This is a genomic window from Pseudomonas helmanticensis, assembly GCF_900182985.1.
GTDB lineage: Bacteria > Pseudomonadota > Gammaproteobacteria > Pseudomonadales > Pseudomonadaceae > Aquipseudomonas > Aquipseudomonas helmanticensis.
The window spans coordinates 3,742,155-3,754,534 of the sequence record NZ_FXUY01000001.1 but is presented as its reverse complement, the minus strand read 5'-3'; the positions used below and the strand labels follow the sequence as shown (position 1 = coordinate 3,754,534).

The 12,380-nt window shown below is 60.6% G+C and carries 9 protein-coding genes; 7 read left to right on the top strand and 2 right to left on the bottom strand.

Annotation, left to right across the window (positions count from 1 at the left end; all coding sequences use genetic code 11):
- Nucleotides 1-45 precede the first annotated feature (45 nt).
- The 6 genes from QOL84_RS16810 to QOL84_RS16785 all read left to right on the top strand — a co-directional run bounded on the left by QOL84_RS16810 (nucleotide 46) and on the right by QOL84_RS16785 (nucleotide 7,276).
- On the top strand, nucleotides 46-654 hold the full coding sequence (locus QOL84_RS16810) for a YqiA/YcfP family alpha/beta fold hydrolase (RefSeq protein WP_283437919.1): 609 nt from the start codon (nucleotides 46-48) through the stop codon (nucleotides 652-654).
- A gap of 41 nt (nucleotides 655-695) precedes the next feature.
- Entirely contained in the window at nucleotides 696-2,603 is a 1,908-nt protein-coding gene (parE, locus tag QOL84_RS16805) for a DNA topoisomerase IV subunit B (protein ID WP_129388230.1), read from the top strand.
- A complete protein-coding gene (locus QOL84_RS16800) occupies nucleotides 2,603-3,592 on the top strand; it encodes an esterase-like activity of phytase family protein (protein WP_129388233.1) in 990 nt (329 codons plus the stop codon). Before parE ends, QOL84_RS16800 begins: the two co-directional genes overlap by 1 nt.
- Nucleotides 3,589-4,113, top strand: coding sequence for a retropepsin-like aspartic protease family protein (locus QOL84_RS16795; RefSeq protein ID WP_283437918.1), 525 nt, complete (start codon nucleotides 3,589-3,591; stop codon nucleotides 4,111-4,113). Before QOL84_RS16800 ends, QOL84_RS16795 begins: the two co-directional genes overlap by 4 nt.
- A gap of 7 nt (nucleotides 4,114-4,120) precedes the next feature.
- Nucleotides 4,121-6,385, top strand: a complete 2,265-nt coding sequence (parC, locus tag QOL84_RS16790; protein WP_129388240.1) for a DNA topoisomerase IV subunit A — start codon at nucleotides 4,121-4,123, stop codon at nucleotides 6,383-6,385.
- A 177-nt stretch (nucleotides 6,386-6,562) separates the two neighbouring features.
- Nucleotides 6,563-7,276, top strand: a complete 714-nt coding sequence (locus tag QOL84_RS16785; RefSeq protein WP_129388243.1) for a PqiC family protein — start codon at nucleotides 6,563-6,565, stop codon at nucleotides 7,274-7,276.
- Nucleotides 7,277-7,599: 323 nt separating this feature from the next.
- On the opposite strand, the gene QOL84_RS16780 is transcribed toward QOL84_RS16785, so the two are convergent.
- On the bottom strand, nucleotides 7,600-9,114 hold the full coding sequence (locus QOL84_RS16780) for an AhpA/YtjB family protein (RefSeq protein WP_283437917.1): 1,515 nt from the start codon (nucleotides 9,112-9,114) through the stop codon (nucleotides 7,600-7,602).
- Nucleotides 9,115-9,248: 134 nt separating this feature from the next.
- On the opposite strand from QOL84_RS16780, the gene serB reads away from it, so the two are divergent.
- Complete coding sequence (gene serB / locus QOL84_RS16775; protein ID WP_129388249.1) at nucleotides 9,249-10,463, top strand: phosphoserine phosphatase SerB; 1,215 nt, start codon at nucleotides 9,249-9,251, stop codon at nucleotides 10,461-10,463.
- A gap of 81 nt (nucleotides 10,464-10,544) precedes the next feature.
- On the opposite strand, the gene QOL84_RS16770 is transcribed toward serB, so the two are convergent.
- Nucleotides 10,545-12,296, bottom strand: coding sequence for a molecular chaperone (locus QOL84_RS16770; protein WP_283437916.1), 1,752 nt, complete (start codon nucleotides 12,294-12,296; stop codon nucleotides 10,545-10,547).
- Between the last annotated feature and the right edge of the window lie 84 nt (nucleotides 12,297-12,380).

The following is a 12,380-nucleotide window of genomic DNA, read 5'->3' as shown; positions in this document are numbered from 1 at the left end:
TCCCTGTAAACTCCGCTATCTTTGGCCGACACTCAGGGAGCTCAAATGTCCGGTTCGATCCTCTATATCCACGGTTTCAACAGCGCCCCGGCCTCCAAAAAGGCCTGTCAGCTGGTCGCGGTGATGGAGCGGCTGGGTTTGAGCGAGCAATTGCGGGTGCCGGCGCTGCATCACCATCCGCGCGAAGCCATCGGTCAGCTGGAGCAGGCAATCGCCGAGCTGGGCAGCCCATTGCTGGTGGGAAGTTCACTCGGCGGCTACTATGCGACTCACCTTGCCGAACGCCATGGCCTGAAAGCCCTGCTGGTCAACCCGGCGGTCAGCCCGCACCGGATGTTCGACGGCTATCTGGGCACGCAGAAAAACCTGTATACCGATGAAACCTGGGAATTGACCCACGACCACGTCACGGCCCTGGCCGAACTGGAAGTGCCGGCGCCTCAGGATGCCCAGCGCTATCAGGTCTGGTTGCAGACCGGCGATGAAACACTGGATTATCGCCTCGCCCAGCAGTATTACCGGGCCTGTGCCTTGCGCATTCAGGCCGGCGGCGACCACAGTTTTCAGGGTTTCGTCGGGCAGTTGCCGGCGTTGCTGAGTTTTGCCGGCATTGGCGCCGATTTGTATAAGGCAATCGATTTCACCGCACTGTGAAGTCTTGCCCCTATTTCATGAATGACTGACGACGAGACCCTATGGCCACTCCCAGCGCTAGCTCTTATAACGCCGACGCCATCGAAGTCCTCTCGGGCCTCGACCCGGTGCGCAAACGCCCCGGCATGTACACCGACACCAGTCGGCCGAACCACCTCGCCCAGGAAGTCATCGACAACAGCGTCGACGAAGCCCTGGCCGGTCACGCCAAATCGGTGCAGGTCATCCTGCACGCTGACCACTCGCTGGAAGTCAGCGACGACGGCCGTGGCATGCCGGTCGACATCCACCCGGAAGAGGGCGTGTCGGGCGTCGAACTGATCCTCACCAAACTCCATGCCGGCGGCAAGTTTTCCAACAAGAACTACCAGTTCTCCGGCGGTCTGCACGGCGTCGGTATCTCCGTGGTCAACGCCTTGTCGACCGAAGTGCGCGTACGTGTGAAGCGTGACGGCAACGAATACCAGATGACTTTCGCCGATGGCTACAAAGCCTCCGAGCTGGAAATCGTCGGCACCGTCGGCAAGCGCAACACCGGCACCAGCGTGTACTTCGCGCCGGATCCGAAATATTTCGATTCACCAAAATTCTCCATCAGCCGCCTCAAGCACGTACTCAAGGCCAAGGCTGTGCTGTGCCCGGGGCTGCTGGTCAGCTTCGAAGACAAAGGCACCGGCGAGAAAGTCGAGTGGCATTACGAAGACGGCCTGCGCTCGTATCTGGTCGACGCCGTCAGCGAATTCGAACGTTTGCCGAACGAGCCGTTTTGCGGCGCCTTCGCCGGTAATAAAGAAGCGGTCGACTGGGCACTGCTGTGGCTGCCGGAAGGTGGCGACGCGGTACAGGAAAGCTACGTCAACCTGATCCCGACGGCGCAGGGCGGTACCCACGTCAACGGTTTGCGTCAGGGTTTGCTCGATGCGATGCGCGAGTTCTGCGAGTTCCGCAGCCTGCTGCCGCGCGGCGTGAAGCTGGCGCCGGAAGACGTCTGGGAGCGCATTGCGTTCGTCCTGTCGATGAAAATGCAGGAGCCGCAATTCTCCGGCCAGACCAAAGAACGACTGTCGTCCCGTGAAGCGGCGGCATTCGTCTCCGGTGTGGTTAAAGACGCCTTCAGCCTGTGGCTCAACGCCAACCCGGAAACCGGTCTGGCCCTGGCCGAACTGGCGATCAACAACGCCGGCCGTCGCCTCAAGGCGAGCAAGAAAGTCGAGCGCAAACGCGTCACCGCAGGTCCGGCATTGCCGGGCAAACTGGCGGATTGCGCCGGGCAAGATCCGATGCGTTCCGAACTGTTCCTGGTCGAAGGTGATTCCGCCGGCGGTTCCGCCAAGCAAGCGCGGGACAAGGAATTCCAGGCGATCCTGCCGTTGCGCGGCAAGATCCTCAACACCTGGGAAGTCGATGGCAGCGAAGTGCTCGCCAGTCAGGAAGTGCACAACATTGCCGTGGCCATCGGTGTCGATCCGGGTGCGGCGGACATGAGCCAGTTGCGTTACGGCAAGATCTGCATCCTCGCCGACGCCGACTCCGACGGTCTGCACATTGCGACCTTGCTGTGCGCGCTGTTCGTCCAGCATTTCCGCCCGCTGGTGGATGCCGGTCACGTCTACGTGGCGATGCCACCGCTGTACCGCATCGACTTGGGCAAAGAGATCTACTACGCCCTCGACGAAGCCGAGCGCGACGGCATTCTCGACCGTCTGGTCGCCGAGAAGAAACGCGGCAAACCGCAGGTCACCCGATTCAAAGGTCTGGGTGAAATGAACCCGCCGCAGCTGCGTGAAACCACCATGGACCCGAACACTCGGCGTCTGGTGCAATTGACGCTGGGCGAAGACTTTGCCGAAACCGCGGAAATGATGGACATGCTGCTGGCGAAGAAACGCGCCGGTGACCGCAAGACCTGGCTCGAATCCAAAGGCAACCTCGCCGAGGTGCTGACCTGATGCAGTTTGGCTGGGCCTTGGCGGGTGCGTTGCTGCTGAGTGCGATGACAGTATCGGCCGAGCCGTTACAGGAGTTGCGCCTGCTTGCCGAGCATCCGGTCGACGGCATGCGCGGCGGCAATCTTTCGGGCCTGGCGCTGTGCGGTAACGAGTTGTGGACGGTGTCGGATCGCGATGACGATCAGATCTACCGTCTCGACACCCGCGACCAGGTCTGGCAGGCCGAAACCGTGCACATCGACGTCCCGCCAGTGCCCGACAGCGGCTTGCCGTGGGGCTTGAGTTCGCGCACCTGGGCGGCATCATTTGTTCGCGGTGGCGATCTGGACTTCGAAGGCATCACCTGCGACAACGCCGGCAATCGCTTCATTGTCAGCGAAGCTCATGCGGCCGTTTTGCAAGTGCCGCCACAAGGCCCGGCGTCATGGCTGAAAATCTCGCCGATGCTGGTGAAAGAAGCCCGTGCCAGTGGCATGTTGCTGCACTTCAATGCGCTGTTCGAAGGTTTGGCGATCAACCCGGCGGGCGATCAGTTATGGCTGGCGGCCGAGCGCGAGCGTCGCGGCCTGCTGAAGATCAAGCGCCAGCAAACGGTCTGGGATTGTGACGGTGCTTGTGTGCTGCTCAGCGAAGCCGGGGTCGAAATGCAGCCGTCGCAGTTTCCCAAGGCGCGCGCCGTGACCCGTGATTTCGCCGACCTGTCACTGTTCAGCGGCAAACTGTTCACGCTGGAGCGCAACGCCTTCCAGATCTGCCGCCGCGATGCAGTCACGGCTAAAGTCGAACATTGCTGGTCGTATGCTGAAGATGCCTTGCAACCGCAGCGCCAATACTCACAGGCCTACGGTCTGGCAGAAGCATTGGTGGTGGATGCGCAGGGCGCGTGGATCGGTATCGACAACAATGAAGGCGTCCGCGCCGACGGCGAAAAACGCCCGATCATCTGGCGCTTCGCAGCGCCGGATGGCGGTTGGAGCGCCAAGCCGTGAGCCAGCAACCTGCGGGCAAACGCGCCGGGCGGGTGCTGATGATTCTGGCATGGTGCGCGGCGTTGTTTCTGGCCACGCGGTTTTTCGGCCAGTGGGAGCAGCGCCAGCAGAATCCGAACGTGGTGGTCAGTTCGGAGCAGAGCGAAGGTTTTATCGAAGTGAAACTGGCCGGCAACGCTCAAGGGCATTTTGTCGCCAGCGGTCAGATCAACGGTGAGCCGGTCGAGTTCATGCTCGACACCGGCGCCACTGACGTGGCGATCCCGGCGGATCTGGCCAAACGCTTGAAGCTGGAAGAAGGTTTCGGTGTGACCCTGAGCACGGCCAACGGCCTGAGCCAGGGCTATCGGAGCAAAATCGACCGCCTGCAACTGGGCGACATCGTGCTGCGGGATGTTCGCGCACTGGTGGCGCCGGGGCTGCATGGCGATCAGGTGCTGCTCGGCATGAGCGCCCTGAACAAACTTGAATTTACTCAGCGCGGTGGCACCATGTTGCTGCGCCAGACAACGAACCGATGAGGCCTGCATGAGCAATCCCCTTGATCTCAGCCTGGACGGTGTAGAACGCCGGTCGCTGGCTGACTTCACCGAAAGTGCCTACCTCAACTACTCCATGTACGTGATCATGGACCGTGCACTGCCGCATATCGGCGACGGTCTGAAACCGGTACAGCGTCGCATCATTTATGCGATGAGCGAGCTGGGGCTGGACGCTGATTCCAAGCACAAGAAATCGGCACGTACCGTCGGTGACGTGCTCGGTAAGTTTCACCCGCACGGTGACTCGGCGTGCTACGAAGCGATGGTGCTGATGGCTCAGCCGTTCAGCTATCGCTACACGCTGGTCGACGGCCAGGGTAACTGGGGTGCGCCGGACGATCCGAAGTCCTTCGCCGCCATGCGATACACCGAAGCGCGTCTGTCGCGTTATTCCGAAGTACTGCTCAGCGAGCTTGGCCAGGGCACTGCCGACTGGGGCCCGAACTTCGACGGCACCCTGCAGGAGCCGCTGGTGCTGCCGGCGCGTCTGCCGAACATCCTGCTCAACGGCACCACCGGCATCGCCGTGGGCATGGCCACCGACGTGCCGCCGCACAACCTGCGCGAAGTCGCCACCGCTTGCGTGCGTTTGCTTGATGAGCCGAAAGCCACGGTCGAACAGCTCTGCGAACACATTCAGGGCCCGGACTATCCGACCGAAGCGGAAATCATCACGCCGCGTGCCGACCTGCTGAAAATGTACGAAACCGGCAAGGGCTCGGTGCGCATGCGCGCCGTGTATCACGTCGAGGACGGCGACATCATCGTCACCGCGCTGCCGCACCAGGTCTCCGGTGCCAAGGTGCTGGAGCAGATCGCCGCGCTGATGCAGGCGAAACCGTCGAAAGCTCCGCAGATCGCTGACCTGCGCGACGAATCCGACCACGAAAACCCGTGCCGCATCGTCATCATTCCGGTCAACAGCCGCGTTGATCACGATGCGCTGATGCAGCACCTGTTCGCCAGCACCGAGCTGGAGTCGACCTACCGGGTCAACGTCAACATCATCGGTCTGGATGGCAAACCGCAGCTGAAGAACCTGCGCGCGCTGCTGGTCGAGTGGCTGGAATTCCGCGTGCAGACCGTGCGTCGCCGCCTGCAATTTCGTCTCGACAAGGTCGAACGTCGCCTGCACCTGTTGGACGGTTTGTTGATCGCTTACCTCAACCTGGATGAAGTGATCCACATCATCCGTACCGAGGAACACCCGAAAGCCAAGCTGATCGAGCGTTTCGCCCTCAGCGAAATCCAGGCCGACTACATCCTCGACACCCGTTTGCGTCAGTTGGCGCGACTGGAAGAGATGAAGCTGCGCGATGAGCAGGACGAACTGCTCAAGGAACAAGCCAAGCTGCAAGCTTTGCTGGGCAGCGAAGCCAAGCTGAAGAAGCTGGTGCGCACCGAGCTGATCAAGGACGCCGAAACCTATGGCGACGACCGCCGCTCGCCAATCGTCGAGCGCAGCGAAGCCAAAGCGTTGACCGAACACGATCTGCTACCGAACGAAAAAGTCACCGTCGTGCTGTCGGAAAAGGGCTGGATTCGTTCGGCCAAAGGCCACGAAATCGACGCCACCGGCCTGTCGTACAAGGCTGGCGACGGCTTCAAGACCTCGGCGGCGGGGCGCTCCAACCAGTCTGCCGTGGTGATTGACTCCACCGGACGCAGTTATTCGGTTGCTGCGCATACGCTGCCGTCGGCGCGTGGCCAGGGCGAACCGTTGACCGGTCGTCTGACCCCACCACCGGGCGCGACGTTCGAATGCGTGCTGATGCCGGAAGACGAAGCGTTGTACGTGATCGCTTCCGACGCCGGTTACGGTTTTGTCGTCAAAGGCGAAGACCTGCAAGCCAAGAACAAGGCCGGTAAAGCCCTGTTGAGCTTGCCGAACAACGCCAAGGTGATCGCGCCGCGAGCAGTGGCCGATCGTGAGCACAACTGGCTGGCCTCGGTGACGACCGAAGGTCGCTTGCTGATCTTCAAAATCAGCGATCTGCCACAATTAGGTAAGGGCAAAGGCAACAAGATCATCGGTATTCCCGGTGAACGTGTGGCCAGTCGCGAAGAATATGTCACGGACATCGCCGTCATTCCAGAAGGCGCCACCTTGGTGTTGCAGGCCGGAAAACGTACCTTGTCGCTGAAAGCCGACGACCTCGAACACTACAAAGGTGAGCGTGGACGTCGCGGGAATAAACTCCCACGGGGCTTCCAGCGGGTAGATGCGCTGCTCGTCGAAAACCTCAATTAGGCGCCCTAGAGCGTTCGATCTACGATTTAACGCGTAGATCGACGCTTTGGCGCTGGAGTCGGAACGCATATTCACGGATGATATGGCCTTTCCAAGCGCCGGCGTGGCCGAGCGTTCTTCATATTTATTGAGTATTTTCACTGTGGTCAGCCTTGTGGCGGCCACCTGGACGGGATGATGACTGCGCTGCGCCTTCCACTTATTTTGTTGCTCGCCGGCGTTCTTGGCCTGGCGGGTTGCAGTGTTCACCAGCCGGTGTCGCTGTATCAACTGGACAGCGGAAGTCCGGTTCAGCCTGCGCAAAGCGCGGGCATGGCAGTTTTGTTGGGCCCGGTAGTCGTGGCTGATTACCTGCAACGTGAGACTTTGCTGCAACGTCAACCGGACGGCAGCTTGCAAGCAGCGACCGATGGTCGTTGGGCAGGGAGCCTTTCGTCGGATATCGATCAGTTGCTGATGCGTCAGGTTGCTGGTCACCTCGACAGCCAACGTGTGGTGCTGGCACCGGCCACCAGCGGATTTACCCCGGATGTGCAGGTTTTGTTGACCATCACCCGTCTGGACTCTGGTGAGAAGCAGCCGGCGATTCTCGATGCGCAATGGCGCTTGATCGACCGTCGTGGTCAGGTGCGCGATAACCGCATCGTCCATCTGCAAGAGCTGCACGCTGGCAGCACGGCGTCGCAGGTACAGGCGCAGGGGATTCTGTTGCAGCGTCTGGCCGAGCAATTGTCGGTGGCGCTGAAACCGTTGGCCAACCAGCCACCAGTGGCTGAAGCGCCGCGTAAATCGGCACCGAAGCCAGCAGCGCCGGCGGCGGAAGCCGAGAAGCAGCCGAAGATCCCGATGGCCTCGCCGATTCGTACGGACATGGAAGTGTTCCGCTTCTAACGCTGGATCGAGTTAAACAGAGCCCGCCTTGTGCGGGCTTTGTTGTGTCTGGGGTTCTGCGCGAAAGATCAAAAGCCCCTCACCCTAACCCTCTCCCGGAGGGAGAGGGGACTTACCGAGGTGTCTTGCGCTCTACATCGACCTGAAAGAACTTGGCGATTATGGATTCACAGCAGGGCGCTCAAGTCGGTGTAGCTCTCCAATATCTCTCAATCAGTCCCTTCTCCCTCTGGGAGAGGGCTAGGGTGAGGGGGAAAGTGCAGGCAACAAAAAAGCCCGCAGACAATCGCTTGTCTGCGGGCTTTTTCACATCGGGCTTGAGGCTACGCCCGGCGTTCATGCATCCGCGCGAGCTGCCGTTCCAGCATCGACGGATAAGGCTCCATCAACCGCTCGACACAGCAAGCGCCCTCAGGACTGGCAATCGGGCGGATCCGCGCACGCTGGCGGATCAGCGCATCGTCACTGATCTTGCGCTCAACCAGCAACAGATTGCGGCTATGTTGCGACAAGGCCAACGCGTCCTGGGCCGAATCGGTCAGCAGAAGATCGATCTGGCTCAAACCGAACAACTCGTCACCGAGGGTCAGGCCCAGTTGCAATTGCAGGGTGATGCCGCTGTCTGCGACCTCGATCTGCAACTGATGACCCAGCGCCCGCAGCAACTCGCCGCAGCAAATCGCGTTGGTCAGGTAATCGTCGCCGCTGTCTTCGGTGTGGAACAGCATCAGCGTGCTGCCGTCGTTCAGGGTTTCGATTTCGCCCTGATACAGCGACGCCGCTTGATCGAGGCAATCGCGATAGCGCTCCAGCAACTCTTCCAGACGCGCACGCGGCAGACGACGCAGTTGCTCCTGCGAGCCCAATTGCACCGCCAGCACAGCGCTGTGTTGCGGCACGCTTGGCGTGGCCTTGCGGATTACCGGCTGGGGCGCGGTATCAAGGGATTCGTCGCGCAGATCGGCGAAGGCGTCGTCGTCTTCATCGTCTTCAACGGTGCTGACCACGTGGCGCGGCGCCGGCTTTTGGGCGGCCAGGGGGCGGGTTTCGTCGAAGCTCGGGTCGCGCAGGTTACGCACTTCGAACTCCGGCTCGTCGTCCTCTTCTTCTTCGAACTCGGGTTCCGGCTCAGGTTTAGGCGCGGGCTCCGGGGCGTAGTTGGCGTGCAACTGGCGCGCCAGATCGCCGATCTCGTCCTGGCGATCAGTGCCCGGCGTGTATTCGTCGATGTTGCGCAGCCAGACGCGCAATTGCAGCAGCGGCGTCGACAGATAGCGGCCCATGCGCAGGCTCAAGGCCAGCGACAGCGCCAGCAGAATCCCGCTGAGAATGCCCATGCTTTGCAGGCTGATGGTCATTGGCTGCTGGAACTGATCCATGTCCAGGCTGATGCGCAGTTGCCCGGCGGTCACGTCCTGGAAAGTGATCTTGCTCTCGTACATGCCTTCGGCTTCGCCCAGCAGGCTGTGCTTGGGCCGCTGACCGGACTCGGCGAGGATGCGGTTATCCACGCTGTAGATCGCCGCGTGGGCGACCAGTTTGTTCTTGGTCAGGTTGTTGAGCAGCACGTTGAGGCTGAGGATGTCGTTGGACACCAACAGCTCGGTGGCAGAGGTCGCGGTCTGCGTGGTCAGGCTTTCGCCCAGCGCATCGGCCTGCTGGTGCATGGCCTGCTTGAATTGTAAACCCATCACGCCGGCATAGATCACCAGGGCCAGAGCGACCAGGATCACGTTATGGCTGGCAATGCGCAATGCAATCGGTACACGGCGGTGGCGCAGTGCACGGAAGATCAGCAGGAAGAAGTTATCGGTTTTAACTGGCGTGGGCCGGTTCACTGAGCTCGGCTCTTTTGTCCGTGAAGTTGACGCGCAGTATAGCGACAGGCCCTAGACCGGCAAAGCGCTCGCGGTGCCCGATGGTCACTGAAAGTGGGTAGAATGCGGTTTTTTTCCAGTTGCGGGGGTGCGCGTTGCGCGAAATCGTCCTGATTAACATCACGGGAGTCGACCGTCCGGGTCTGACGGCAGCCATTACCGGTGTTCTGGCACAAGGTGGTGTGAACATTCTCGATATCGGTCAGGCGGTGATCCACGACACCCTGTCGTTCGGCATCCTGGTTGAAATTCCTGACTCCGAGCAAGGTAAATCCGTGCTCAAGGACATCCTGTTCAAGGGCTACGAGCTTGACCAGCAGGTGCGCTTCACCCCGGTGTCCGAAGAGGACTACCAGCAATGGGTGGGCAATCAGGGCAAGAAACGCCACATCGTCACCCTGCTGACCCGCAAAGTGACTGCCGGCCAATTGCAGGCCGTCAGTTCGATCACCGCTAAATATGGCTTGAATATCGATCATATCGACCGTCTGTCGGGTCGTATGCCGCTGGACACTCCGGCCGATAAAGGCAAAGGTTGCATCGAATTTTCCGTGCGTGGCGAAGCGGCTGATCCGCAGGCGCTGCGCGCCGAATTCCTCAGTGTCGCGCAGGAACTGAATGTCGATATCGCCTTCCAGGAAGATTCGCTGTTCCGTCGTAACCGTCGCCTGGCGGTGTTCGACATGGATTCGACGCTGATCGAAGCCGAAGTCATCGATGAGCTGGCCAAGGCTGCCGGCGTGGGTGATCAGGTTTCCGAGATCACCGAGCGGGCAATGGCCGGCGAGCTGGATTTCCGTGCCAGTTTCAAAGAGCGTCTGGCCTTGCTCAAAGGTCTGGATGTCAGCGTACTGGACTCGATCGGTGCTTCGCTGCGTCTGACCGAAGGCGCCGAAACGCTGTTCGCCGAACTCAAGCGTCTGGGCTACAAGACCGCGATCCTGTCTGGCGGCTTCACCTATTTCGCCAAACAGTTGCAGGCCAAGCTCGGCATCGACTACGTGTTCGCCAACGAACTGGAAGTGGTCGACGGCAAGTGCACGGGCGTGGCGATCGAGCCGATTGTCGATGCGCAGCGCAAGGCGGATCTGTTGAAAGAGCTGGCGCACAAAGAAGGTTTGCGTCTGGAGCAGACCATTGCCGTGGGCGATGGCGCGAACGATTTGCCGATGCTGGCGATTGCCGGGTTGGGCGTGGCGTTCCGTGCCAAGCCGCTGGTCAAGCAATCGGCGAAGCAGGCGATTTCGACGTTGGGTCTGGATGGCGTGCTGTATCTGCTGGGCTTTCGTGATCGCGACGGGCAGTTGTAAATAAAGAGCAAAAGATCGCAGCCTTCGGCAGCTCCTACATAGGTTTCCTGTAGGAGCTGCCGCAGGCTGCGATCTTTTGCTTTAAAGCGATTTCCACAACGAATCAAAATCCTCCTCGCTCGCGCCATTCTGCGCGGCCTCCAGCGAGCGATAAGCAAACTGATTGAAACTGTGCGTACTCGCCACCCGTCGATCAAGGCCGGCGCGGTGTTCTTCGCCCTGAGTGTTGATCAGCACTTTATTGCCTTCCTGAAACGGTAAGCGTGGCGCCAGCAGCGTTGCGGGCACGTCGATCGCGCTGATCTCCGGCAACAATAATCCGCGCAAATACTGGCTGTGATCGTCGCGTGAACGCACCAGTTGCAAGCCGCAGGGCTGCGCATGTGGCGCCACCAGTTCAATGCCCATTTGCGTACCGCCGCCGCGCACCTGACGAATCCAGCGAATCACCGCGATGCTCCAGCCCAGACTGACGCTGTCCTGAATGCCGAGCATTTCTCCGGCCTGCAATTCGGCAGGCACTTCTTTCGGCCAGCCCAGGCAGTAACCGCCGGGACTGTGATTGATCACGGGCAATGCGTAAGTCGGGTAGTGCGGCGCCGCATCGGCGCTGCTTTCGTCTTCGACGAGGTGGTCGTACTGGATTTCTTCGTAGGGCAAAAACTGCTCGTTATTCTGCGGCGCCGCGTCGAAAGCCTGGCTCCAGCTGTCCTTCTCACCTTTTGCCACGGCGTGGCTGAAATTCGCCGCGCGGGCGCCGGGGTGTTTGAGCATATCGCTGAAGCTACGCTCGCCGCCGAGGTAGAAGTGCAGGGCGCTCATGCCCACGCACACGGTCAGATTGCCCTGACCGACGGTGCGCTGAAAACTGCGCTCGGCGGCCTGGACCCATGCGGCATGCAGGTGTTGCAAGGTGTCGAAGCTGAGCCCGGTCGGGATCGGCAAGGGTGTCGACGTGTCCTGGTGCAGCAAATGCGCTTCGATGGCGTTTACCAGCGGCTGTGGATCGAAGCCGAGCAATCCGGCCTGTTGCTCACTGCGAAACATGTTGCGATAACGCGGCCCGGCGTCGATTTGCGCGCTGACCGCAAACAGACCGTCGTCCGGGCGGGCGGGATGCAGCTTGAGCAGAGCGCTCCATGGTTCGAGCACTTCTGCCAATCGGGCGATCTGGTTCTGGCGCAGTTGATTGCAGCGGGCGCTGCCCAGCAGCAGGGCGGCGATGTAGGTCTGCTCCAGGCTCAATTCGGTGGTCAGGCTGGCCAGATCGTCATGCACTCGACGCTGTTGCAGTTGCAACTCACACGCTGTGCGATACAGCTGATGCAGCTCAAACCACAGGTGTTCCGGTGGCGGGCTATAGAGTTGAGTCGCGCGAACCAGTTGGCCTTTCGACGCGTGCGTTGCGCGTTGCAGTGCGGTGCTGAGCAGCGCTGCGCGATCCTTGGCGTACTTCGGCGCAATGCGCAGGACGATCTGTTTGTAGCCGATGGCCAGATGACTTTGCAGCGCCTGACAGAGATTGCTGATCTTGCGAGAGCGCTCGTCGAGCATGATCGCCTGATGAAGAAAGTGTCGCTCCAGATGCTGGCAGACGAAGTAAACCTCGGGGCGCAGCAATTCGAGCAACTGCAGACGGTTGTCGCTGGGGGTGAGCAGTTGGTTGAGTTCGCCGAGGCCTTGATACAGCAGGCGGGCGGTTTCGCCGATGTTGGCCTTGGGCAAGTCGGCGATCCAGCGCTTGAGGTCGCGCGGGCTGGCTTCGCAAAACGACAGGCGTGGCTGACTCGGGGTCGGTGCGCGTAGCTGCGGTGGGGAAATGGTCTGGCTCATGCCAAAAACCATAGCAGCAAATAAGCGAACTGGTGTTCTGCCTCAACGCTTCGTCATTGACGATGCACACATAACAACGTGTAG

Bases quoted from the DNA above. Each gene is read 5' to 3' on its own strand.
- QOL84_RS16810 (WP_283437919.1), top strand. From the start codon at position 46: ATGTCCGGTTCGATCCTCTATATCCACGGTTTCAACAGCGCCCCGGCC.
- parE (WP_129388230.1), top strand. From the start codon at position 696: ATGGCCACTCCCAGCGCTAGCTCTTATAACGCCGACGCCATCGAAGTC.
- QOL84_RS16800 (WP_129388233.1), top strand. From the start codon at position 2,603: ATGCAGTTTGGCTGGGCCTTGGCGGGTGCGTTGCTGCTGAGTGCGATG.
- parC (WP_129388240.1), top strand. From the start codon at position 4,121: ATGAGCAATCCCCTTGATCTCAGCCTGGACGGTGTAGAACGCCGGTCG.
- QOL84_RS16785 (WP_129388243.1), top strand. From the start codon at position 6,563: ATGACTGCGCTGCGCCTTCCACTTATTTTGTTGCTCGCCGGCGTTCTT.
- QOL84_RS16770 (WP_283437916.1), bottom strand. From the start codon at position 12,296: ATGAGCCAGACCATTTCCCCACCGCAGCTACGCGCACCGACCCCGAGT.